General features: G+C 33.1%; 17 protein-coding genes. 10 read left to right on the forward strand and 7 right to left on the reverse strand.

Annotated features, from left to right (window positions below):
- Window positions 1-157: 157 nt before the first annotated feature.
- Entirely contained in the window at window positions 158-307 is a 150-nt protein-coding gene (locus LS81_RS11235) for a hypothetical protein (RefSeq protein ID WP_161976744.1), read from the reverse strand.
- A 317-nt stretch (window positions 308-624) separates the two neighbouring features.
- Window positions 625-2,940 carry a tRNA uridine-5-carboxymethylaminomethyl modification enzyme MnmG/GidA gene (locus LS81_RS04210; RefSeq protein WP_034344927.1) on the reverse strand — a complete coding sequence of 772 codons (2,316 nt, stop codon included), beginning with the start codon at window positions 2,938-2,940 and terminating at the stop codon, window positions 625-627.
- Window positions 2,941-3,006: 66 nt separating this feature from the next.
- Between LS81_RS04210 and LS81_RS04215 the strand changes: the two genes are divergently transcribed.
- On the forward strand, window positions 3,007-3,792 hold the full coding sequence (locus LS81_RS04215) for a phosphatidate cytidylyltransferase (RefSeq protein WP_034344925.1): 786 nt from the start codon (window positions 3,007-3,009) through the stop codon (window positions 3,790-3,792).
- A 105-nt stretch (window positions 3,793-3,897) separates the two neighbouring features.
- Complete coding sequence (cmoA, locus tag LS81_RS04220) at window positions 3,898-4,803, forward strand: carboxy-S-adenosyl-L-methionine synthase CmoA (protein WP_081955885.1); 906 nt, start codon at window positions 3,898-3,900, stop codon at window positions 4,801-4,803.
- Between the two features lie 506 nt (window positions 4,804-5,309).
- Here cmoA and LS81_RS04225 read toward each other — a convergent pair.
- On the reverse strand, window positions 5,310-8,024 hold the full coding sequence (locus tag LS81_RS04225; protein WP_034344923.1) for an ATP-dependent Clp protease ATP-binding subunit: 2,715 nt from the start codon (window positions 8,022-8,024) through the stop codon (window positions 5,310-5,312).
- A gap of 313 nt (window positions 8,025-8,337) precedes the next feature.
- Between LS81_RS04225 and LS81_RS04230 the strand changes: the two genes are divergently transcribed.
- Window positions 8,338-9,015, forward strand: a complete 678-nt coding sequence (locus LS81_RS04230; RefSeq protein ID WP_034344921.1) for a suppressor of fused domain protein — start codon at window positions 8,338-8,340, stop codon at window positions 9,013-9,015.
- A gap of 518 nt (window positions 9,016-9,533) precedes the next feature.
- Here LS81_RS04230 and LS81_RS04235 read toward each other — a convergent pair.
- Entirely contained in the window at window positions 9,534-11,822 is a 2,289-nt protein-coding gene (locus LS81_RS04235; protein ID WP_052096466.1) for a motility associated factor glycosyltransferase family protein, read from the reverse strand.
- An 8-nt stretch (window positions 11,823-11,830) separates the two neighbouring features.
- A complete protein-coding gene (gene glmU, locus LS81_RS04240) occupies window positions 11,831-13,219 on the reverse strand; it encodes a bifunctional UDP-N-acetylglucosamine diphosphorylase/glucosamine-1-phosphate N-acetyltransferase GlmU (protein ID WP_034344919.1) in 1,389 nt (462 codons plus the stop codon).
- 446 nt (window positions 13,220-13,665) lie between these two features.
- On the opposite strand from glmU, the gene LS81_RS04245 reads away from it, so the two are divergent.
- Window positions 13,666-14,967: a hypothetical protein gene (locus tag LS81_RS04245; RefSeq protein ID WP_034344917.1), complete on the forward strand. Its 1,302-nt coding sequence runs from the start codon at window positions 13,666-13,668 to the stop codon at window positions 14,965-14,967.
- Between the two features lie 504 nt (window positions 14,968-15,471).
- Here LS81_RS04245 and LS81_RS04250 read toward each other — a convergent pair.
- Window positions 15,472-17,265 carry a Na/Pi cotransporter family protein gene (locus LS81_RS04250; RefSeq protein WP_081955884.1) on the reverse strand — a complete coding sequence of 598 codons (1,794 nt, stop codon included), beginning with the start codon at window positions 17,263-17,265 and terminating at the stop codon, window positions 15,472-15,474.
- A 324-nt stretch (window positions 17,266-17,589) separates the two neighbouring features.
- On the opposite strand from LS81_RS04250, the gene LS81_RS04255 reads away from it, so the two are divergent.
- Window positions 17,590-18,792, forward strand: a complete 1,203-nt coding sequence (locus LS81_RS04255) for a GDSL-type esterase/lipase family protein (RefSeq protein WP_034344913.1) — start codon at window positions 17,590-17,592, stop codon at window positions 18,790-18,792.
- Window positions 18,793-18,819: 27 nt separating this feature from the next.
- Window positions 18,820-19,401, forward strand: coding sequence for a 16S rRNA (guanine(527)-N(7))-methyltransferase RsmG (rsmG, locus tag LS81_RS04260; protein ID WP_081955883.1), 582 nt, complete (start codon window positions 18,820-18,822; stop codon window positions 19,399-19,401).
- Between the two features lie 141 nt (window positions 19,402-19,542).
- Here rsmG and era read toward each other — a convergent pair whose 3' ends face one another.
- A complete protein-coding gene (gene era, locus LS81_RS04265; RefSeq protein ID WP_034344911.1) occupies window positions 19,543-20,460 on the reverse strand; it encodes a GTPase Era in 918 nt (305 codons plus the stop codon).
- Between the two features lie 149 nt (window positions 20,461-20,609).
- Between era and LS81_RS12315 the strand changes: the two genes are divergently transcribed.
- The 4 genes from LS81_RS12315 (at window position 20,610) to LS81_RS04285 (ending at window position 26,705) form a co-directional block, all read left to right on the forward strand.
- Complete coding sequence (locus LS81_RS12315) at window positions 20,610-22,673, forward strand: methyl-accepting chemotaxis protein (protein ID WP_034344909.1); 2,064 nt, start codon at window positions 20,610-20,612, stop codon at window positions 22,671-22,673.
- 1,017 nt (window positions 22,674-23,690) lie between these two features.
- Window positions 23,691-24,716, forward strand: a complete 1,026-nt coding sequence (locus LS81_RS04275; protein ID WP_034344907.1) for an ABC transporter permease — start codon at window positions 23,691-23,693, stop codon at window positions 24,714-24,716.
- Window positions 24,717-24,824: 108 nt separating this feature from the next.
- Window positions 24,825-25,283: an acetyl-CoA carboxylase biotin carboxyl carrier protein gene (gene accB, locus LS81_RS04280; protein WP_034344906.1), complete on the forward strand. Its 459-nt coding sequence runs from the start codon at window positions 24,825-24,827 to the stop codon at window positions 25,281-25,283.
- 9 nt (window positions 25,284-25,292) lie between these two features.
- Complete coding sequence (locus tag LS81_RS04285; RefSeq protein ID WP_052096465.1) at window positions 25,293-26,705, forward strand: acetyl-CoA carboxylase biotin carboxylase subunit; 1,413 nt, start codon at window positions 25,293-25,295, stop codon at window positions 26,703-26,705.
- Window positions 26,706-26,907: the final 202 nt, after the last annotated feature.

Consider the following 26,907-nt stretch of genomic DNA (forward strand, 5'->3'; position numbering starts at 1 on the left):
TAGCTCTACTTGATGCACGATTAGATGTGCTTGATAAAAGAAATTTTGAGCAAGAGTAATGATAGCTAATAAGTAGTGTTTGTTGTTTGGTTGAGTAAAGGTAAAAGGCTTATCTATATTTTACTAATGAGATCTACTCTTTTTTTGTTTTTAAATTTTATTTAATGGCTTTATTTAAGCTAGAAATTGCACGCAACATACATTCATGACTACATATTACTTCTTTATATCCTACAATATGTAATATACTTGATTTAAACTTTCTTTGTGGTGTAATGAGATAAGCTATTTTTATGGGTTTGCTCAATAAAAGCAGTGCTTTTAAATATTAAGTTATTCTGCATAAGCAATAATTTAATCATATATGCAGTAATAAAGCCATAACTTGTTATTTAAAAACACAAGTAGATATTATGCAAAAGGTAAGATTTAAAATCTCAATAACTTTAATAGAGCTTAGAATTTATTGAAGGCTATTATATCAACAATACAATACGAGTCATATCTGTGTTAATACAGCTATCAACCTCTTGATATTATTGAAAAATGAAATAGAACAACTAATGCAACATATATATCCAAACAATGTTGCAGATCGGCCAGAACAGAAAGTAAATGAGAATTTTACAGCTTTTCTTTTTGCTTTTTATGATACAGGGCAATGTGGAGTTCCAACACCTCAAGACTTGCAGGAGTGATGCCACTAATTAACTTTGCTTCCTTGAGTGTTTTTGGTTTAGCACGTGTGAGTTTTTCTATTACTTCAAGGCTCAAGCCAGAAATGCCCTCATAATTAAAATCAGATGGGATCTCGATATATAGATTCCTCTCACTTCGTTTTATCTGTTCGCTTTGCTTCTCAATATAATTTTGATATTTTGCATGGATTTGAATCTGCTTTAGGGCTCTAGCACTCAATCCACTAAAACGAGAATCAAGTTTACGCATTTTTGCAGGTCTCATACTATCTCTACCAAGTATCAAACCAAAACGGCATTTATTCTGAAATCCCTCTTCACCTATACGTGTTAATCGTTCAAGATTTTGCTTATTAGGTGTATAATCCTCATTAAGCATTGGCAGACATTCTTCTATGTGTGCCAAATCTATTTCAAGCTGATTTAAAATCTCTTTACTAAGCAGTCCGAGCTCACGCGCATAAGGCAACATGCGAAAACACGCATTATCTTCACGTAAAAGCAATCTATATTCTGCTCTACTTGTAAAGACTCTATAGGGCTCATTTGTCCCTTTTGTTACTAAGTCATCAACCATAACACCAATATAACTCTCTTCTCTAGACAATACCAAAGATTCTCGTTTGCTTTTGCCTTGTGCATACAAAATACTTAATGCAGCATTAATCCCAGCCAAAATCCCTTGTGCAGCTGCTTCTTCATAACCTGTTGTTCCATTAATCTGCCCTGCTAGATAAAGACTTTTGACAATTTTAGATTCTAAAGTATGGAAGAGATTTGTAGGTTGGCTATAGTCATATTCGATCGCATAACCATAACGCGTAATAATGGCATTTTCTAAACCTTCAATAGAATGAATAACTTGCTCTTGTACTTCATAGGGTAAACTTGTTGAAAGCCCATTAACATAATATTCACCCGCACTATATGTTTGTGGCTCCAAAAAAAGCTGATGTCTTGGTTTATCTCGGAAGCGATTAATCTTATCCTCAATACTTGGACAATAACGCGGTCCAACACCTTGTATCTGTCCTGTAAAAAGTGGAGCACGATAAAAATTCTCTTCTATAATCTTATGCGTCGTCTCATTTGTGTATGTAACAAAACATGGCAGTTCTCTTGGGCGAAAATAGCCATACTTTATACGTTTTTCAAGAAATTTTGAAATAATACTCTCATGATTGTAGAGCAAATAATCATGTGTTAAAAGGCTAAAGTAAGGTGCTTCAGTATGATTTGTCGCAAATAGTTGTTTGAAATCAAGGCTGTCTTGCTCTCCTTGACTACTATCTTGTGAGACCTGTGTAAAATCTTGCTGCGAAATTGTATTAGAAAATTCGCTTGATTGGAAGCTAAGATTTTCTTGCACAAAATGCTGAAACTTATTCCATTCATGCAAATCACTATGTTTTAAGGCATTTCTAAAGAGCGAATCTTGCTTCTTTGATATATCATTTCGTTCCATATTTTGATTAGATTCTGTAGTATTTTGTTTGTTCATATTGCGATATTCATCAGTTAAAAGATTTGCTGTGTGTAAATCACTTAGGTTATGTATTTCATCATAATGTGCATCGCCATAATGCTTTTCAAGCGTTGTATGATTGATACTAGATCCAAGTATTCGCGGACAAGTCCCTGTTTTTAATCTTGAGAGTGGGATACCTAATTGTTTGAGGCTTTCGCTCAATTCATTGCTGCTTATCTCGCCAGCACGTCCGTTTTCACTTTGGTTTTCACCAATATGTATTAAACCTTTAAGAAAAGTGCCTGCTGTAATGACTACTTTTTTTGCAAAAAATTCCTTTTGTATGCTTAATCTTACACCTATGGCTTCTATCTTTTTTTCCCGCACTTCAGATAGAATTTTTATAACATTTCCTTGCATGACATGTAAATTCTTTGTGTTGAGTAAAATATCTCTTGCATGCTTACGATACAAATCCATGTCAATTTGTGCACGTGTACCACGTACCGCAGGACCCTTTGAGGCATTTAGGATTCTATATTGTAGCCCACTAATATCAGTGATTGCCCCCATGAGCCCACCAAGACTATCAACTTCTTTTGTAAGATGCCCTTTACCTAAGCCACCGATAGCAGGATTGCAACTTGCAAGAGCAATATTATCGATTAAATGAGTAATAAGTAGGGTTTGTAAACCCATTTTCGCACAGATATGGCTTGCTTCTACACCAGCATGACCGCCACCAACTACAATTATGTCGTAATTATTTCTCATTTTTTATCCTAATATATTTTTTTTTAGTAGAATTATAACACCAAGTTGTCAATATGGAGTGTCATTATGGTTGAGAAAGTTAAGGCTATTGTTATGCAAGATTTCAAGCGTTTTTGGAGTGGTGTTGCAATGATTGTTTGTCTTGCTGTTGTGTTTTTTATCAATAATACAACACTTACATGGGCACTTATGGGTGTATTATATCTCATTGCATTTTTTGAAAGCACAAGGCTTTATCAAATTAGTTTTCACCTATTGGGATTGTTACTTGCCATTTTAATTTGGATTGGCATTTATTACAGCCATGAGGCACTTGTTATTGCACTTTTTGGACTTTGCATTGCCTCATTAACTCTTATTGTAAGTGATGGGAATCCAAAATACACCCTTCCTTTTATTTACCCGACATTACCATTTGTATCACTTTTTGTATTATATACTGCATATGGAGTTGGCTATCTTATTTGGCTCATCTTAATTGTTGCTTTAGCTGATATTTTTGCTTATTATGGTGGTAGGCAATTTGGCAAAACAAAACTTTGTGCAGCTTCGCCAAAAAAGACTATAGAGGGGGCTTTGTGTGGGTTTATTGGTAGTGTTATGGTTGGTTCTGTGACAGGTATTGGAATTTTTGGCAATTTCTATCTTTCATTACTTGCGAGTGCTATCATTGTTGTCATTTCCATTATTGGTGATCTTTTTGAAAGTGCATTAAAACGCAAGGCGGATTTAAAAGATTCTGGTTCTATTTTGCCTGGACATGGTGGTATCCTAGATAGAATGGATGCAATTTTATTTGGTAGCATCGCTATGCTTATGTATCTGTCATTCCTTGAGATGTATCAGATCTAATTTGCTGTTTACATTGTTAGACAGATTGAGAGCTTATGTGTGTATCAGGCATATAATCTATCACAATAGCATCATAAAATACTAAGTGAGGATAGTAAGGCAGATATGAAATCTAAATATACAGATTCTAAGAAGATAGATGAAAAGGATTCTAGACAAAATATACTTTCCAATGCAACAACCAATCATATCAAATGTGATAGGGCACCAAACTTAGATTCTACGCACAATACAGATGGAACTCTCAAAGAGGCGGCTTGTGTAAAAAAAGATGAAATCTTTTTACAAGATTCTATGCAAATCATGCCAAAATTCGAATTCAATGAAATAGTGGCGAGTGTATTTGATGATATGCTAGAGCGTTCTATACCTTTTTATGATGAGGTGATGAATCTCTCAATTTTTTTTATACAACAATACTTACAAACATATACACAACAAGCAAAAGAGGAACCAGTGATCTATGATCTTGGCAGCTCAACTGGTAATCTTTTATTAAAACTTGCAGCAAGTTTAGAAAAGCAGAAGATATCAGCACATCTGTATGGTATAGATAGTGCTCTTGCAATGATTGAGCGTGCACAGCTAAAAAGTGCTGCTATGGGATTTAATATTGATTTTTTACAAGCAGATTTTCTTACATTTGATTTTAAGCCAACACATGTTTTCCTTGCGTTTTATACGATGCAGTTTGTGCGTCCATTACAAAGAAAAGACATGATACAAAAGATTTATGATTCACTCTATGATGATGGGATTTTTTTGTTTGCAGAAAAAGTGATTAGTGATGATTCTAGGCTTGAAGGGCAAATGATTGAGTGTTATTATGACTATAAAGCAAAGCAAGGTTACACACATAAAGAGATCTATAAAAAACGTGAAGCATTAGAAAATGTGCTTGTCCCTTATAGTGTGAAAGAAAATTATACAATGCTTCAATCTTGTGGTTTTAGGCATATTGAAATTCTCTTCAAATGGGTAAACTTTACACTTTTCCTAGCACGTAAATAATTTGTATTCTCTATTAAGAGAAAACACTACCTGTATAACACACTAATAATTTAAGCCATATTTGCAATGTTTTTTGGCTTTGTGATGTGCTTTAGTTTTTTTGATTCCTCTTACACACTATATATAAAAAATATTTGATAGCATGTTTTAGATTCTCTTGTCTTTTTTGGAATCCTTAAATGTTTTTTTGTGTAGTGAGTATATAAAAATGCGCACTATGTTATTTCAATTTATATCAAATGTTTAAGTCTAAATGTTGCATGTGATTATCTTTGTTGCTGTGGTGTGCATAAAGGATTAATACATGAAAGGCTTTGGGTTTGCAATCATTTAGCATGCTGCTAAATGACTTAGAGATTCTGCAAATATGAAGCAATGACAAACACTTAAACGAGTTGTCTTTGGAAGACATATTTAGCAAAAATCACTTTAGATTCTAAAAGAATAGAAGCCAAGTTATATCTAGCCTTATCTAAAAAAGATAAACTAGGCACAAGGATTAAATATTACAATGATGTAACTTCTGTTTTTACATTATTATCGATGACATCAAATATCACTTTACTTTGTTCATTTAACTCTTCATTAAGAATTAAGTCCGCAAGTCTATCTTCAACTTCTCTCTGCACTGCTCTTTTTAGAGGTCTTGCTCCAAATATAGGATCAAAGCCTATATCTGCTAAATAGTCTTTCATGGAATCTGTTAGAACAAGTGTGATATTTCTATCCTTGAGTTTTAGAGTAACTTGCTGTATCAAAATATCAATAATGTTTCGAATATCATCTTTATTTAGCGCATTAAAAATAATCTTGTCATCAAGTCTGTTTAAAAATTCTGGCCTAAAGAACTTCTTCAGCTCTTGCTCGATTTTTTCCATTTGACTAGCTTGTTGCACCTGCAATAAATTATTAAGAATCTCTTTTTCACTTGCTAATTTTGCTTCTTTTTGTGTTATTTCAGATTCACTCCCACTATTTTCTTTTATTGCTTTTTGCAGTGTAGCAATATCTTCTCGCTTCATTGCTATTTCCTTGGAATCTTCGCAAATAAATTCGCTTCCAATATTGCTTGTTAAAATAATAATTGTGTTTTTAAAATCTACAACCACACCCTTATTATCCGTTAATCTTCCATCATCTAATACTTGTAAAAGCACGTTAAATACTTTTGGGTGAGCCTTTTCAACCTCATCAAAAAGCACGACACTATAAGGTTTTCTTTTGATTGCTTCAGTCAAGATACCACCCTCTTCATAGCCAACATATCCTGGTGCTGCTCCTGTGAGTTTTGTGGCATCAATCTCTTGCATATACTCACTCATGTCAAGCCGCACAAGCTCTCTTTCGCTATCGAATAAAAACTTTGCCAAGGCTTTTGCACTCTGTGTTTTACCAACACCGCTTGAACCTAAGAATAAGAAACTTGCAATAGGGCGATTTGTATCATTTAATCCAGCTTTATTGCGTTTGATGGCACGGGCTATGCTTTCAATCGCTCTATCCTGTCCTACCACACTTGCTTTTAAATTCTCTTCAATATGCAAGATTCTGTGTTTTTCTGTTTCAAGCATTTTTCCTACTGGAATCTGCGTCCAACGTGATACGATTTCTGCAATACTTTCTTTGGTGACTGCATGTTTTAAAAGTGAACCTTGCTTTTGCAGCTCTTGCCACTTTGTCTCAAGCTTTTTTAGCTCATCTTGTGCTTTTGGAATTCTTCCATGTTCAATCTCACCTGCTTTTGCATAGTCACCACTGCGGCGTGCTACCTCACTTTCTCTACGCAAAGATTCTATATCATTTTTAACTTTTGCAATATCGCTAAAGATTGCCTTTTCATTTTCAAAGGCACTTTGCAATCCACCCAACTTTTCTTTAGAGTCTATAAGTTCTTTCTCTATTTCTTGCAAACGCACATTGTGTTGTTCATTTTTATCAAGGTTTAGAGCAACTTTTTCAACTTCTAGGGCTTCAATGTCGCGTTTTGCTTTTGCAATAGCTTTTGGTTCAGATTCTATTTGCATTTTAAGCTCTGCAGCTGCTTCATCAATTAAGTCAATAGCTTTATCAGGCAAGTAACGATTTGTAATATAGCGACTTGATAATTTCACACTTTCCACCAATGCACCATCAGTAATACTTACATTATGATGTGCTTCTAGGCTCTCTTTAATACCACGCATGATCTGCAAAGCCTCATTTTGACTTGGCTCATTGATATTAATTGGTTGAAATCTCCTTGCAAGTGCGGCATCTTTTTCAAAATATTTTCTATATTCTTTGAGTGTTGTAGCTCCTATTGTTCTTAGTTCTCCTCGTGCTAATGCTGGTTTTAGAATATTTGCCGCATCCATACCACCCTCGCTCGCACCTGCTCCAACAATGGTGTGAATCTCATCAATAAACAATATGATTTCATCATTATTTTTTACTTCATCAACAACTGCTTTTAATCGTTCCTCAAAATCACCACGATACTTTGCCCCAGCCATTAATGCTGTCATATCAAGAGCTATGACTTGCTTATTTTGCAAAGATAAAGGCACCTCTTTTTTTGCAATTTTAATAGCTAGTCCCTCTACAACTGCAGTTTTACCAACCCCTGGTTCTCCTAAAAGGATAGGATTATTTTTAGTTTTTCTAATTAGAATCTGCATCATGCGTTCAATCTCTTCATTCCTGCCAATTACTGGGTTTAGCTTATTTTGCGCAGCAAGTTTGCTAAGATTTATGCCATATTTATCCAATGTTTCAAGTATATCATCACTGCTTTGAGAATCTATCTTCATTCCTTTTCGCATATTTTTTAAGGTATTAATAAGCTCCAATCTATCAATATTTTTCAGTAAATCTTTGAAGTGAGAATCAAGGTTTGCTCTTACAAAACTATCTACACCAATAAAGCTATCACCTTCTGTCGTAGCAAGGCTAAATGCGTTTTGTAATGCTTCTTGCAATGATTTGCTAAGCGACATGTTTTGAGCATTTGCATTGCTTACCTTAGGTAGTTTATCAATTTCAAGTGTCAAGTTTTGAATCAAGGCATTAATGTCTTCATTATTTTTTTGCAACGCTTGATATAAAAGCATATTGGAATCTGCGAGCATAGCAAGCAGTGTATGGATAGGCTGTGTTTCATTATTTTTATGCGTAATTGCAAATTGCGCCGCATTATTTAATATCTCTCTCATTTGGTTTGTCAGTTTATCAAATATATTCATAAGAAACTCCTCATATAAGATATGCTGGAATCATAGCATAAATTTAGCAATATTTATAAACAAGTGCTAAATTTTTTATAATTTTATATTATTTATATAATAAAACTTTAGTCAATTTGTATAAATTTATATAAATATATGTTACTAAATTAATGCAAATTAATGCAATTCTTTCTTGCCATCATTCATCATTAAAAAATATAGAATCTCGCGAGATTAAAAAGTATGTGGGTAAATAAGAATTAACAAAATTTCAGCTTAAATATTATATGATTGTGATTATAAAATCATTTTGAAAACTCAAGGGATTGCCATGACTTTAGATGAATATAAACAACATATGGAAAAAGATCCTGATTACTCACCTGGTTGGGAAGCTATTGAAGATTCGTTTCGTATTATTTATGGTGATCAAAAACCACGTCATTATGCTACACACCTAACCTCTCGTGCAAATCTTGGTGGTGATCAATACCTTGATGGTTATAGTATTTATAGTTCTATGAATGAATATCAGCATATTGTTACCTATGGTATGAGCGAATTATATGCAAATGAAGAATCTTTTGGTGGTGAATGGAGCGGTTGGGGCTATGAGATGACATTTAAGCTTGTGGCAAATAAACCTGAAGAGTGTCTATGGGTATTAAATACACTTGCAAACCTCGCATTTTTCACAAACACACAAGAGAGTTATTTAGAAAATTTACAATTTATTGCGGGTGATGGCAAACCTCTTAACCGCGATGATAAATCCTTAATTACTGCTATGATTGTGACACATGACACTGAAATACAAAGCATTACAACCGCACACGGCAAGCTTCAATTCTTACAACTTATAGGCATTACACAAAAAGAGTTAGAGTGGATTATGCGATATGAAAATGTGGAAGACAGCAAAAAACACATACAAGAGCTCATTTATAAGATGCAAGATGATAATCCCTATCTTGCAACTGATATGAATAGGCAAAAAAACTATGTATAAATGTTTTTCAATGTTCTAAATATTAGTGAATAGCATTACACATATGAAGAAACAATTAAAGTAGTTATATGTAAAAATCTTGCATACATATTTGCCAAAGCAAACAAAAGAACGCATACGATTTAACATAGTCAGTTATATAAAGTATAAAAACATAGCAATAAAACTTACATATTTATATATTCCTTATACAAAAATATAAAAATATCTAAGACTTACTGAATGAACTTTATAACCTTCTTATGTATAAAAATTATTCGAACAACATAATCCCTTATAATATGCTTTATTAAATAGCTTTTTTATATGTAGTTTTGGAAGTTTCAAAAAGAAACTTTAACACAATCTACATTCATTCTTCTTTTTGCAAAATTAACTTTAAATAGCATAGAGATTATCTAGTGTGATCAATGTATCTTTATTACTTATGTAAATCCTGCAATAAAAATAAAACATTAATCTCTATTACAGCGACTATCTTATCTCTGCAAATAAAAAAGTCACAATACATCAAATCTCTACTTCATCACTTCTATTGCTTTTTTACATTCATTTATTAGTGAAAAAAGACTTTGCGAGTAAAGTGTCTTTAGTGCTTGTATAGGTATATTATTTTTATCTTGTTTAGAATACGACTTTTTAGATTCTGTGGTGTGTATAGTTTTTGCAAAAAGCTGTGCGAGTAAATGTGTATAGCTTAAGTGCATAATGCTACCCTCAAGCAAGATGATACTTTTACGCATAGTTCTATCATTAATGCTTTTTTGCAGTAGATTAAAAACATCTTGTGTGAGGTCAAAAATCTCTTGAATCGTGTGTATATTTTTTGCTAGAATATCTTGTAATGCCCTACAAAAAGCATTAAGTGAAATTATCATTTCCTGCGTATCTAAGGTAAGATTATAGGCGGTAAAATTCTCTTTAAAACGTGCAATCTCTTTTTGTTTATCAATAGGTTTTAGCATAAAGTCATCTTCATTAAGACTCATTGTATGTTGCAAACGCATTCCATAACCAAGATTAATAACACGATTGGGTTTATATAGCTTTATTGCTTGTTCGATATTTTTTGCACTTAAATAAAATAAATCGTTACTAAATACTTGTAGATTTTTATTACCCTCTACTTGAAAACAATCATTTGGGATTTGTGTATCCTCCTTGCCATAAAAACTATGTTGAGCATGCTTACTATAGCCTAAAATATAACCACAATCTACACCACATAATATCACATCACTTCCAAGCAGGGCTGCGATACTCACACCCGCATTGCCAACAAAAGGTGCACTAAACTCTAATGGTGTATATGTTGAATCTAAGTATGCACTACTACTCCCACCCCGCAAAAATCCATATCTTTCTTTGGCTAACTTACATGCTTTTATATCTGTAGTTTGTGCAAATAATAATGGAGTATCACCTAAGTTTGCCTCCTTTAAAACTTCTGCTAGATATGGTACTCTTTCAATCTCTATTTGAAAATCAGGGCTTATACCATGATGTCGCAATACCTTTAATGCTGTTCCACAACTAAGCAAAATCATAGAATCTTTATAGGCTTTCAAAAAATCGATACATAAATCAAGGCTAGCTCCATTGCCAATAACACAAATTGGTGCATTTACACGTTTTGGTTGCATACTCAATAATCTAGAATTCCTAAGATTCAAACAAGCATTTTTGAAACCTATAAGCTCATCTTCAAAACTACCCCAACCACGCATAATTGCCTTTTTTTCTTTATAGATAAAATCTTTTAATAAAGACACATTGCTTGTTGTGTAATGCGTAAGACTAAGACTTAAGAAATTATTTGTTAGCTTTTTTGTATGTAAAAAAGCACTCACGATTTCTAGCGATATGTCTTTTATGATAATAAAGCAAGATTGCTCTCCCACACATCTAAATAACTTTTCATAATCAACAAAATAAAGTGAAACACGAAATAAGTCAATGTGTTCTTCATAAATTAATAAAGAGTAAAAATGATAGCCCTCATCTATTAACTCTTGTAAAAACATACCACCTATCAGCCCATATATATTTGTTTGTGGGAGAAACTTGGAATCACAAAAAGATTCTATGAGATTTTGATAAAGTGTTAGTGTGCTTTGCTTTTGGATATCAATTTGTTCTAACCTATTGGTATCTATATGAGAATATGTTGTTTTTGCTTTATTGTTTAAATCTGATTGATCTTGGGCAAATAGGGTTTCGCAGTTTACATCACTAGAAACTTCTTCTACAGCAACTTTATTGCTGTCTTGTGTAGAATCTAGATCTCTGCTATATAAATCCGTTTTTAACAAGGAGACATTTGTATTTAAATCTTGTTTAGAATCAAATGTTTTGTTGCATTCAGTCTGGCATATCGTTTCACGGGTTTTAAGCCCTATTTTTACACTTTCTTTTAATAAGGTATTGCAAAGTTTGCCTGTAATGGCAAGTTTTTCTTCATTAATAAAATGTGCATTTGGGGTTAATGGATGATTGCTGAAAAGCTCCCATTGTGGATTTTTCATAGGATTTTTAGCAAGCTCTTTGTGTGTGTCTTGCATACTTGTCTTATGTGTTGGAGCATTTTTATCATCTGTGGTGTTAGCTATAAGCGGATATTGCATGGTTTGAGTTGGAAGATAGATAATATTGTATCCATAAGAATCGATATGCAGGTTATAAAGAGTGGGTGCTTTAGCGAGTGCATGAAAAAGCTTTGGATTAAAATCACGAAAAAACTCCATATTTTTATAGTAAGTAACTTGTAGTTGCCTTTCTCTCTCACCTGTAATATGTTGTGTTTGCACGAGTATCCTTACTCACTCTTTTGTGTGAAAAATTTATAGAATCCATTAGGATAATTTACCTGCTTACTTCTAGCAAGAGATAGACTACCTTCTTCTATATTTTTAGTAATAGTGCTACCTGCACCAATGAGAACATTATCTGCAATATTTACTGGTGCGACAAGTTGGCAATCACTCCCTATAAAAACATTTTTACCAATATGAGTTTTATGTTTTTTCATACCATCATAATTACAAGTAATCACACCTGCACCGACATTACTCCCACTGCCTATTACACAATCGCCAAGATAGCTTAGATGTCCCGCCTTGATTCCCTCTAAACTTGCATTTTTGCATTCGACAAAGTTTCCGATATGAGAATCTTTGATATTTGAATTGGGTCGTATATGTGCGTGTGGTCCAATATCACTTTGCGTAATCTCACTTTCTTCTACTACACTATGTGCCTTAATATGGCTATTTTTAATATAGCTTTTCCCTGTAATCCTTACTCCATTTTCAAGCACGCATTCTCCCTCAAAACACACATCAGATTCTATATAGATGCTCTCTGGAATCTGCATAATAACACCTTGCTCCATTGCCTTATTGCGTAGCCTAGTTAAAAGGATTTGCTCTGCTTGTGAAAGATGTAGTTTTGTATTGATACCAAGCATATTTTCCTCACAACACATAAAAGCAAAGATATCTCTAGAATCCGCATTTGACTTCAAATCTTTGTTTTCCCCAAAATCTCTACTTGCAAGTTCTATAACTTGTGTGAGATAATATTCTTGCTGTGCATTATTAGAATCTAGTTTTGGTATATAATCTTGTAAAATCTTCCTCTCAAAGCAATAAATTCCTGCATTCACAACATCAATCTGTTTTTGCGTTATATCGCAATCTTTCTCTTCAATAATGCCTTCTATTGCAAAACATTCTTCTTTAGAGCCTGTATTTTGTGTTTTCTTTATAATCCTGCCATAACCATAAGGATTTTGCGTTTGAAACACGCAAAGATTTATCGCTCCACCCCCATTTACTAACTTTTCTAAATCATTGCATGTTACCAAAGGAGTATCGCCACTAAGGATCAGCACTTTTGTGCCTTTTATATCAATTAATTGTTTATTTTCCTGCATTAAAGCCCCACCAGTGCCGGGATACTTATCATGCAATTGTGTATGAAAAGTGATTTTATCAGCAATATACCATGCGTATTTATCTTGCAAGAATGCTTGTATTTTCTCTTTTTGATTATAAAGCACAACATGCACATCAGAGCTTATTTGCAATGCAGTATCAATCACATACTCAATCATGCTTTTACCACACAATGTATGTAGGACTTTTGGTGTATCTGATTTCATCCTTGTGCCAAACCCAGCTGCTAAAATCACCACTGATACCATCTTTTTCCTTTACAACAATATAGATAGAACACTAGAATTATATATTAATTAGTGCGTATTTATGCAAAAAGTAATTAACTTCTCAAATATCATCAAGGCTATAAAACTCAAATAAATTTATTTGCCAAGATTTATTATTTATAAAATGATAAGTTCTTGTATCTAGGGCTTTTGCACTCAAATATTTCAATCCATAAGAAATCCTATGAATCTATTACTCTCAATTGGCAAGGTTTTATCCTTACTCGTATAAAAGTATACTTCTTTCTCCCAAATATGCAAAAATTATATTTATTTATCTAATCGTTTCAATAAAAACTTCAAGATATCGCTCTAATCCTTAAGGCAATCAAATAAAAAACAACGACAACTTTGCATTTTTATCATACAATGTAATAGCAGGGATGACAAAAGATAAAATTGATAAAAGACTTAATAGGTAGAATATGGCAGCATTACATAATATAAAACATAGTTTGTGTGATTATACACATACCAATCAAGCATTAAATCCTATAGGTTGCCTTAAGACACATATGCTTTTTTATATCATTTTATTATTAGATGTAGCTCTACTTTGCTTTATGGTTGATCAAACAAGCATATACATTAAGGAAGCATATATTTTTTTTGATAGAGATTCTCTACCAAGCTACCTTGCTAATTTTGCTGTATCTTGTGTGCAATATTTTTTTCATGATCCCTTATTAAATGATTATGGAATGCGTCTACCTTTTATATGCCTACACATACTTAACTGCATCTTGATGTATAATATTTCATTGCATATTTTGCGTAAAAATACTGATTCTATTTTGAGCGTCGTGCTCTTTATGGCAATACCTGGTGTATCCGCACAAGCCCTCGTTCTCTCTTATATGGGGATTTTAACATTTTTATGCTTACTTATTGTCTATATTCAAATACGTTATAAGCGTATTGCCTATGAATTATTTATTATTGCTGTGTTCTTAGATTCTGGGAGCGCTATTTTATGTTTAGCACTCTTTTTCTATGCATTGTTAAAGCGAAAAACCTATACAATTGTTTTTAGTATGGTGTGTTTTGGTATTAATATGTATCAGTTTTCGCCCATACATGGTGTTCCACATTCATACGTATTGGATACACTAGGACTTATGGCCTTAGTTTTTACACCTGTATTTTTTGTATATTACATTGCTGCTACTTACAGCTACACTTTCAAAAAATCTCCATTGTTACTAAATCTTATACCATTTGTTGGATTTTTATTTATTATGCTGTTTTCAACTAGACAAAAAATCGAAATTGAAAGCTTTTTGCCACCATTATGTGTTGGGATTCCATTTTTTATGCAAAAGATTCTCTTTGATGTACGTTCCCGTCTGCCACAATTTAGAATGCGATATAAAATTCGTATTTATGGACTTGTTTTATTTTTATTATTTGGAAATATAGTGCTTTTTGGTAATAAACTTACTTACTATGTGAGCGATGTGCAACATAACTTTGCATATTCTTTTTATGAAGCAAAAGACTTAGCAAAAGAACTATATAAGAGAAATATAACACATATTAATGTGTCAAATAGCGACTTGGCTTTGCGACTTAACTTTTATGGAATCAATACAAGCATAAAACCTACTTTGCCAAAATACGCATTGGTGGAAAGCAATAAAGGCTCGATTGTAATCACTTACGGCAATATTAAGGTTTCACAATATGCCATTATTTCTTATGATTATAATACCACCCACAATAAATAACACAACTTTTACTCTACAACATTACTTATGATTATCAAAATTATGGGTTAACTAGATAGTATCATATATCATATATCATATAACTATATGTATTCTTACTAAGTTATAGTCATATATGTAGAAAATTAGCCTAAACACATTTTAAAGATTCTTTTATACCTTAAGGATTATTCATAATACAATATTTGTAAGATTTTACCTTTCAAGTAACCATTTAGGTATTTCTATGGAGGATGCATACTTGCTCTTTATTGTTTCATTATTTAGATTCCGCACTTGTAATTGAAATTTAATATATAAAAACTTCATTAACACATTTTTTGGTATTAAGTTTAAGATATAGCTTAACTTCACTTTTTTCTGTATTGAGAATAGGTGTTAATTTATCAAAGTTTTATCAGCTTATTTTCAAGTTACACGCCCTCTAAAGTAAGATTAGAATCTAGCTCTTATAAAATCACATATAAAGTAAAAACAATACAGACAAAAGCTTTCAAATCAGCATTAATCTTGTGTGTTTATTTTACCAACAGCTTTAATGCTTGACATACCATAGATGTGATTTGCTGCACTGATAAGCTCTTTTGCTACATTATGAATAAAAGATAAGTCATTCAAAAGCGATGTGCCATTTGCAGCATTAATTGCCTTCTCTTGTATCAGCTTTTCTACTACATCAAAGGCATCTTTATCTTGTTGTTTAAAAAGCTTCTTTTGTTTTTTAAGATCATCTTTTAATGCTTCTAAACTCTCTTGTGGTGCATGTTTAATCTCTTCAATCATACGTAAAAGCTGTCCTAAATCTAAACGCATATCATCATATTCTTTTTGTAACGCAGGGTTATTGCCCATCGCATGTTTTTTCATATTGGCTTGCAATAAACCGATGTTCTTGGTTGCTTCTGCAATCTTTCTTGATGCAATTTGTAATGCAACAATACGCTCAACATATTGCGTTTCATCTACAAAAGTTTGTAATTTTGTAGAAAAATCCATAATCGCATTAAATAAGACTTTTATTTGTGTATTATAAAGCTCTGTAACATTGAAAGTTCGTTTAAACCAATCTTTATTATTTTTTATTTCATTAAACTCTTTTGCAGACCGAATGTCAGCCCTTGAGAATCCTATGGTATGTGAAATAATTGCAAATGCATTGTCATAGAGATGTCTGACTTCATTGTCAAGTGCTTCAAGTGCCGTATCTTTGTATGGCAATATGCTATCATTGATAAATAATGGCACACTTTCCCCTGTAGTATTCCCTTTCAGTGTTTTAGTGAGAAAATCAGCGATTTTTGGTATAAATGCAATAAGCAACACAACACCAAAGAGGTTAAACAATGTATGAAATACAGCAAGTCTTAAGATAGAATTTTGTCCCAATCCAATAACATCAGAAATCATATTATTTACTATGACAAAATAATCAAAAAATATTGCGACAATTAGCACGGTTGTAAAATTAAAAATACAATTTGCAACCGCCAATCTTCTCCCCTCTATATTTGTGCTAAGTGAAGCTACAAGAGCAGTTACTACTCCGCCAACGCTTGTGCCAAGTACAGCAGCTAAGGCTTGTTCATATCCTACCTGCTGCTCAAGATATGCGGTAATAATAATTGCAAGTGTAGCATGTGAGCTTTGGATAATAGAAGTAATCAATGCACCTATGAAAAGAAAACCAATAACTGCCTTATAACCCTCAAGTTGATACTGCGATAAATCCATGACATGCTTAAAGCCCTCAAAACCTGCTTTAATATAAAACACACCAAGGAAAAAGAAACCAAGTCCTGTTAGAATTTTACCCACACCTTTGTAAATTAAGTTATTCTGAAAATTAAAAAGTAAACCACCAACAATAAGTGGCAAGGCAAGAGATGAGATATTAATTGAGGATGCTCCAGCAATAAGCCATGAGCCCGTCGTATTGCCAAGATTTGCCCCAAACATTACGCCAATACCTTGCACTAATGTGATTAAAGAAGCACTAACAAATGAGATAGATAAAACAGAAACAAGGCTTGAAGACTGCATAAGAGTAGTAACAATCGTGCCAAACATGACACTGCGAAATGGAGTTTTTGTAGAATTTGTCAATGTTTTCTCTAAAAATCCACCAGAAAATGCCTTAAACCCATCACCTAAAAACAGCATACCAAAAAGCAAAATAGCAACCCCAGCACACAATTTCCCAAGTTGCTCATTCACAGAAAGCGCATAGATTACGACAATTACCATTATAGTTATAGAATATTGTCTTATTAAAGATTGAAATCTAGCCAACATAGCCATACCACCATTATTAAATCACATATAGTCATAAAGCCGTCATTATATCAAATTTTTTGTAATGATTACTTGAATCTCTTATTGGATTGCACTACATGTAACTTATAAATTCTATTTTACAATCCTTTGTCATTTGTCAAAATTTTATTACTATGCAAATATTACTAATGGAGTTCATAATATGATTTAGATATAAGTCTGCATTTGTAAATTTAAAAAAAAAATGGATATTATACGAAATTCGATAAAAGTGATATAATTTCATGGAATCTATAGAACTTAGCCAAAACTCTTCAAAAGAAAGAAGATGTAACTTTAAGGAAAAATATGAAAAAGTATGCAATATGTTTTATCGCATGTTGTGCTTTAATAAATAGTATAAATGCCCAAACACTCACATTTTTAGAACTTAATCCACAATATAAATCGTATATGGAACATGCAGTACTGCAAAATTATATGGAACATTCCATATTGCTAAAACAACTCAAGCATAAATGGAAAAGGCGAAAGGATTTGCGTATTCGTGTGTTTGGTGATTCTCATGTTGCTAGTGATTTTATCACAAATGAATTGCGAAATATATTGGGTAATATTAATGCAATAGGTTTTACTTATCCACTCATGCCCTCATATCATCAAACATTACTTTTAGAATATCAAAATGATGGTTTTTTAGTGCTAGATTCAAGAAAGCCTAGCGATTATGCAGACTATCCTATGGGCGGTGTGGTTGCTTATCCTGAAAGTCTCCCAGCAAGTATAAAGCTTAGTATAAATCCAAGGCAAATTCGTGCTTGGAATAACAACTTCATCATACAAATTGTGTTTAAAAACGATAATACAAAGGAGGCTTTAAGGATAGAAGATGCGGATTCTAAAAGTTACACATTGCATGCAAATAAAAGTGATGTTTGGGAGATTGTGAATTTAAAACTTAGATTCCCTATTACTATTCACGCTTTAAGCAAAGAAGTAAAGCTTGGTGGCTATTTCATCTATAAAGAGAAAGAAAGCAATATCGTTGAACATTTAGGGATCAATGGAGTGCGTTCTGACATTTGGAAAAAGTGGGATAAAGAGATTTTAGAGCAAGAACTCCAAGTGCTTGATTATGACATTATTATGCTTTGCTACGGATCAAATGATGCGATGTATGATGTGCTAAAAGAAGAACGCTTTATTGAAAATTACAGAGAATTTATTTCCACACTCAAACAATATAATCCAAACGCAATTATCATTTTAATGTCACCTCCGCCCGTCTTGCTTCCCGTTGATGCTTCAAAAAAACGATATGAAAATGCAAAAACCTTTAGACCAGTGAAAGAAGCAATACTAAAAGTTGCAAAATTAGAGAATATCATGCTTTTTGATATTGATGAATTCATTGAGAAAAATGGAACAAAACACGCATGGACAGAACTCAATCTCTCAAAAAAAGATGTGCATTTAACCCCACAAGGATATAAGCTCATCGCACACGGAATCTATCAGGCACTAATCAATGCGATGAAAGATATTAAATAAATTAGTTCAACTCATTAAGGAAGCAGAATGCAAAGTATTGACTACGATGTAAAAGCTATTATATCCCAACCACGTATGGCAAAACCACTAGAATCATTTAGCAAGATTCTACTGCAATGGGCAAAAATTCATAATCTAACCGCTATAAAAGATTCTAAAGCCCTATATCATCAAATAGTAGATAGCTTACTTCCTATATTTTTTTTAAAACCATTTCACACTTGCATTGATATAGGGAGTGGAGCGGGATTTCCAGCCTTAATACTTGCGTGTTATTATACTGAAAGCCAATTTTACTTACTTGAACCACGTAAAAAAAGAGTGTCATTTTTGGAAAATGCAATTGTTAGTATGGGTTTATCTCATGTTAAGGTGATCGCAGATTATTCATATAATGTGAGAGATCTGCAAGGAGATTTGATTAGCTCTCGTGCAGTATGTAGAAGTGACATTTTGGTGCATGATAGCAAACATTTATTGGAATCTAATGGTCATTATTTGCTATATAAAGGAACAAATACAGCACATGAAATAGACTTATTAAGCAATATGCAAACACAAACTTTCACAAGCACAAATCGCACATATATTTATGCAAAATTCTCTTAAAACTCCTTTTTTATAACTCACAAACATATAACTCAATCTATTGTCAAATAAGCGTATTTTTTGTATTTTTGTTCTTAATGATTAATAACAATAAGGTGTGATTTTTAAACGCAATTATGTTTAGAGACAAATGTATAGATTCTAATCCATAAAGTCATAACCTATTTCTTTTAACATTTCTTTGTTTGTATTCCAACCTTTTATAGTTTTTACAATGAGTTCTAAAAACACCTTTTGTTCGGCAAGATATTCACACTTTTTCCTTGCAATGCTTCCTAGTGATTTTATAGTCTCGCCATTCTTACCAATAATCATTGCTTTTTGGGAATCTTTTGCAACAATAATTTGTGCTTTTATATATAGAATTCTAGGCTTTTCGGTAATTTTTAAAATTTTTACATCACTTTCATAGGGAATCTCATCGCTAAATCTTTCAAATACAGTCTCTCTTATAGCTTCTTTATAAATATCACGCATGATGGTTGTGCTTATCATATCATTGTTGTAAAAATGTGGATGTAATGGTAGATTTTTTGCAAGTAAAGATAAGATTGTGTGCATTGTATATGTGTCAATATCCTTTGCTTTTACGGGAATGATACCTAAATTCTGATCTTGGTATTGCTTGTAAGATTCTAAACATTCTAAGAGCTCTTGTTTGCTTAAGGTATCTATTTTATTAAGTAAAACAATATGTCTTTTGTCGTGTTGCTCTAAAAAATTCCTATAATGCAAAATCTCATTTTCTTTTGTGCTAGCAACAGCCACAAAAACACTTAAATCAGAATCTCCAACTGCTTTATTGGCTTCTTGCAACATATATTCGTTTAATAATTTTTTACTTTCATGTAGGCCAGGTGTATCAATAAAAATCAATTGTGAGTTATATTGCTCATTTTCAAAAGGTATGATAATATCCATGCGTTTACGGGTAGCATTTACCTTTTTTGATACTAAAGCAACGGGACTTTTTACAAGATTATTTAGTAGCGTGGATTTACCAGCATTAGTGCGTCCAACAACACTAATAAAACCACTTGTAACATTTTTTTCTTTCATTTCAAACTCCATTAGTTGTGCAAAAAACACTTAATCATTTCTTGCATGAAAATTATGTTATGTAAAAACAACAAAAATTACAACAATAACGCACATTTTTTTGTATAATATTAGCCATTTTTGATAAATAGCAAAGGAGTTTTTTAAGTATGCATAAAGGTATGTCTCTTAGCTCAAAATTACGATACGTTATTGCAACGACCACCATTATTACAATCAGTGCTTTGTGTTATGCAATTTTAATTCAAATGAAACACAGAGAGATCCAGAACGCACAAAATGGCATGTTGCTTTCCGCAAAGTATAATTCTGGAAACATTGTCAGGGAACTTAACTCAAATTTGTATTCATTCAATATGTATAGCAGCGCATTGACACATAATCTTGCAAATAACAGACTTTCCTCGTATCAAGCAATAGTAAAACAAGTTGTCGACTTGACACGAGAAAACAAAGATACAATGTATGGTTTTTTATATTTAAACGATAAAGATTATTCAGCACTGCCTACACAATTTCGTGTTGATAGAGGTATGATGGTTATAGCAGATAAGCATGGCAAAGCATTGCAAGCAAACAAAGCCATACTTGATCTACCTGTAATACAAGAGACACTAGCTACAAAGAGGAGTCAATTAAGCACATTGCGAACAATCTCTGTTGATAACAAAGAAGTAAAGACTATGATATTTGTGTTCCCTGTGTTAAATTATGAAGGTGAAGTTGTCGGGGTGCTTGGAGGTATGATTGATATTGACTTAATTTCGGCTGATTTATTAGCGACAAAAAATAGTGCATATCCAAATGAAGCAAAGGTGCTTGCAATACAGGATGGCACAATAATCGCGGCGAACAACACAAAGATTGTTGGAGCAAAATTGCAAGACTTAGCCAAAATGCAACCACATTTAGCACCACTTGTAGCGCGTGTAATGCAGAATGAGGAACTAACAGCGGCAACGGTTGATACAAGTGGGCAAGAAACATTTGCAGCACATGCTGATGTCAATGTTTCATTGTTTCAGAATGTGCATTGGCATGTTGTTACATTAACACCTCGTAGCGATGTTTTAGCTGATTATTACGCATTGCGGACACAAACTATACTTTTATCATGTGTTGTGCAGATTATCCTTTTGGTTGTGTTGAGCCTATTTGCAAAATACCAAATTATTGATAGATTGCGTAATTTAAATGATTATCTTGAAGATTTCTTTAAATATATTAATCATGAAGGTAAGCAACCTCGCACACTCATCATAAAGGCAAATGACGAATTTGGTAATATGGCACGTGTTTTTACAGAAAATGTGCAAAAAACCCAGATTGGATTAGATAAAGATTCATTACTTGTAAGAGAAGCGGTGCAAACTGCTAAAGAGATAGAGCGTGGTCACTTTACTGCAAGAATCACTGAAGATTCTCATAATCCACAACTCCAAGAGTTAAAGAATGTGCTCAATCAGATGCTTTCAGTGTTGGAAGAGAAAATAGGCAAGGATATGAATGAGATTCAAAAAGTTTTTGATTCTTATACAAATCTTGATTTTACGATTGAGATAGCAAATGCAAGCGGTACGGTAGAAAAAGCGGCAAATACGCTTGGCATAGAAATTAAAGAAATGCTTGCAACCTCTGCTGAATTTGCGAAGAATCTTGCTGATCAGTGTAAAATTCTTGAAGATTCTGTATTGAAACTTACAGAATCTTCCAACTTGCAAGCAACAAGCCTTGAGCAAACTGCTACAGCAGTAGAAGAAATCACATCATCTATGCAAAATGTAAGTGGCAAAACAGGTGAGGTTATATCTCAAAGCGAAAATATAAAGGATGTTGCAGAAATTATCCGTGATATTGCAGATCAGATCAATTTGTTAGCCCTAAACGCAGCGATTGAGGCTGCAAGAGCAGGAGAGCATGGTAGAGGCTTTGCAGTTGTAGCTGATGAAGTAAGAAAACTAGCAGAGAGAACACAAAAATCTTTAGGTGAGATTGAAGCAAATACAAATATCTTGGCACAAAGCATTAATGACATGGCAGAATCTATTAAAGAACAAACTTCTGGTATAGCCCAAATCAATACAACACTCTCACAGCTTGAAGCAACTACACACAACAATGTTAGTATTGCTCAACAAGCCGAGACAATCAGTGTGAATGTTAATGAAATAGCAAATGATATTTTAAAGGATGTAAATACTAAGAAATTCTAAGTTGCAATGTGAAAATATTTAGTGCAAATTGATTGGTAATGATAAGTACAAATTTATACTCCATGGCATTTTGCAATAAGTTTGAAAGCTTCATGTTGAGGAGTTTTATGAGTTTGTGATAATTGCTTTCTTCAAGAATCACTAAAGCTCTCTGTTGGCATTTTTATTGATTAAAGTAAACCAATCCTAGATCATACCATTTTAAAACTTTAATTTCATAAGATAAAATTAGATATTCTTAAGACTCTAATATTTAGCATCAGTAATTTACATTGCTTTTTATCAAAGAAATATCTATTACATTTGTGTTATAAGGATACAATCTTGCATATATGACACTTGTAAGATTTTATAACATATGAGATTTTCTAAATAATTTTGGAATTAAAGATATCTTAAACGAAGGTTTTAAAAAAGATTTAATGCTATATAATCCAACAAAATAGAATCTGTGATGATAAGATATTGTGTTTTAATTTTGCAATCAAAGAACTTTATCTAAATTGTATTTTTTCTTAATTTCAAGCAAAAGGATATAAAAAGTCAGTTATCCGCCATGCGTTACAGGGATTTTAAGATTAAATATAAAATTAGTAGTTTATTTCCTAAAAGAATGTCTTATATGTTATATGAAAGAATGATAAGTTCAATCATATTTGGACTATACTGCACTAAATAGTAAGTATATTAATATCTTATTATTTATGGTTCAAAGACGTTTATAATTTTTAATTTAATGAGGTTTAATGATTACTATAAAAAGCATATATTATCTAACGCAAAATCTAATAAAGATTGATGTTTAGTTTTGATATAAAAGCTTTCTTATAAAATTATTTTAGATTCTAAGTTTTATATTCTAGCCTCTAATCCATACAAAATGATGGCATATATTTTATGCAATCTGTCAAGTATGTTTAGAATCTAAAATCTGCGATGCAATATCGTAGAAAAAAGTTTTGTTTTACCTTCTTTGATTTGTTATACTTCTAATTTTATTCATGATAAAGGTATGTTATGCAGGATAGTAAAACACCATCATTGTTGTATGTGCGTTGGCGTTCATTTTATGCACATAAACGTGCGAGATATTCGCTTTTTTGTTTTATTGCAATTTTTATTGTGAGTTTATTTGCACCATTTTTAGCTAACGATAAGCCTCTATTGATTTATAAAGATAACAAACTTTATTTTCCTGTTTTGGTTGATTATAGTGAGATTGAGTTTGGCGGAGATTTTTATACAACACCAGATTACAAAGATCCTTTTGTACGAAATCTTTTTGCAAATGATTTTGTGCTTTATCCTTTGATAGAGTATGCTGCTGATAGTATTGATTGGAATCTAAAAGGTATACCACCAACCCCACCAAATAAAGATCATATTTTAGGGACTGATGATCAAGGTAGAGATGTGTGTGCGAGATTATTATATGGACTACGGACATCATTACTTTTTGGGATTATATTAAGTGTGTGTAGCGTGTGTGTTGGTGTTATCATTGGTGGTGTGCAAGGATATTATGGAGGGATTATTGATTTATTTGGGCAAAGGGCTTTGGAGATTTGGAGTGGTATGCCTACACTTTTTGTGATTATTATTGTGTCAAGCTTTATATTACCCACATTTTGGATTATTTTAGGCATTGTGCTGCTTTTTAGTTGGACTAGCATTGTTGGCGTTGTGCGTGCAGAGTTTTTGCGCGCAAGAACACAAGATTATGTAAAGGTGTCAAAAGTGCTAGGCTTTAGCGACATGTATATTATGTTTATACATATTTTACCAAATGCACTTATTGCAACTATTACATATTTACCATTCATTACTATTGGCAGTATTACAACACTTGCAACACTTGATTTCTTAGGCTTTGGTATGCCACTTGGAAGTGCAAGTTTAGGTGAGTTGCTTAATCAGGGTAAAAACAACATACAAGCACCGCATTTAGGTATAGCAGGGTTTCTTGTTATGTCGATTGTGCTTTCTTTGCTTGTATTCATTGGAGAGGGGATAAGAGCAGCTTTTAGTGATAACAAACACTAAACATTGTGTTACCAAATGTTTTAGTATAAATAAGATTCCAAAAAACTTCACAAGTTTATGCTATCATAGGCGGCTATTATTTTATATCTTACATTCGAAGGATTTCATATGAAGTTATCAGAGATAAAGGAACTCATCCAACTCTTTAATGATTCAGATCTTGCCTCGCTTCGCTTGGAGCAAGAGAATTTCTTGCTAAAACTTAACAAAGAGGGTAAAAAAGTAAAAGTGGATAATGTGGCTCAAGTTACGCCTGTGCAAAAAACAGAAACTGCTCCCGCAATACAAGCAGTAGAGTCTGCTCCAAAATCTGTTAATGCAAGCAGTGCTGATTTTATTACTTCTCCAATGGTGGGCACATTTTATCGATCACCAAGTCCAGGTGCAGCACCTTATGTAAGTGTGGGTGATACAGTTAAAAAAGGGCAGACAATAGGTATTGTTGAAGCAATGAAGATTATGAATGAGATTGAAGCGGAATTTGACTGTAAAATCGTAGAGATAGAAGTAAATGATGCACAGCCTGTTGAATATGGCACAAAACTTGTTATGGTTGAAAGAATCTAGGGGTGTTTTATGGGTGGTGCAAAGACAACAGAGAGTAAGCAACAAGATATAAATGAAAGTAGTGGTGTTGTAAAAAAGAAATTACAACGCATTCTTATTGCAAATCGCGGTGAGATTGCCTTGCGTGCTATTCGCACGATTCAAGAGATGGGTAAACAAGCCATTGCAATCCATTCTATTGCTGATAAGGATACACATTATCTTGAAGTAGCTGACGCGAAAGTGTGTATTGGCGGGGAAAAAAGTAGTGAGAGTTACCTAAATATTCCAGCTATTATGAGTGCAGCGGATTTATTTGAAGCGGATGCAATATTTCCAGGATATGGATTTTTGAGCGAAAATCAAAACTTTGTTGAGATTTGTGAACATCATAATATTGAATTTATCGGTCCTAGTAAAGAAGTAATGATGATCATGAGTGATAAATCAAAGGCAAAGGACTGCATGAAAGAGGCGGGCGTACCTGTGATTGTGGGTAGCGATGGTGCTTTAAAAAGCTATAAAGAAGCTTTGGAAGTAGCTGATAGAATTGGTTATCCTGTTATACTTAAGGCAGCTGCTGGCGGTGGTGGTAGAGGTATGCGTGTCGTGCCAGATAAAGGGCTCTTAAAGAATTTATACCTAGCTGCCGAGAGTGAAGCATTAAGTGCATTTGGTGATGGTACGATTTATATGGAAAAGTTTATCAATAAGCCAAAGCATATTGAGGTGCAAATTCTAGCTGATAAGCATGGTAATGTTGTGCATATTGGTGAGAGGGATTGCTCTATGCAACGACGACAGCAAAAGCTTATTGAGGAAACCCCAGCAGTTGTTTTGAGTGATGAAGTTAGGCAAAACTTGCTTGATACTGCTATTAAGGCTGCTAAGCATATTAAATATGTTGGTGCTGGGACTTTTGAATTTCTTCTAGATTCTAATAATAAGGATTTCTATTTTATGGAAATGAATACTCGTTTGCAAGTAGAGCATACTGTGAGCGAAATGGTAAGTGGACTTGATCTAGTAGAGTGGATGATACGCATAGCAGAAGGCGAGAGACTTCCTAGCCAAGATTCTATTACATTTAAAGGACATAGCATAGAGTGTAGGATCACAGCAGAAGATCCAGAGAAATTTTATCCTTGTCCAGGAAAAATTACAGAGTGGATTGCTCCAGGTGGTGCAAACGTACGACTTGATACACATGCTTATGCGGGTTATGTCGTGCCTATGTTTTATGATTCTATGATTGGTAAACTGATTGTATGGGGTGCAACGAGGCAAGAGGCTATAAAACGCATGAAAAGAGCTTTAAAAGAGTTTAAAATTGCAGGGATTAAGACAACTATCCCATTTCATATTAAAATGATGGATAATAAGGATTTTGAAGATTCTGTAATCTATACAAAATACTTGGAGAATGAGTATAAACTCGGATAGTTTAGTGCTTGAATATTGTGTTAATTCAAGACATTGCAAATAATAGATAATAGCATTCTTGATTAGAATATTAATTGGGGCTATGTATCACAAAGGGAGTGGTGGCTAAGTTATGCTTAATGACAACTTTTCTTTGATGTGTAGCAAGATAGAGAATGATGTCAAATAGCAAAGATATTGCAATGGAGTTGTCATGATGTGT

It is taken from the genome of Helicobacter trogontum, from assembly GCF_000765905.2.
GTDB classification, from domain to species: domain Bacteria; phylum Campylobacterota; class Campylobacteria; order Campylobacterales; family Helicobacteraceae; genus Helicobacter_A; species Helicobacter_A trogontum.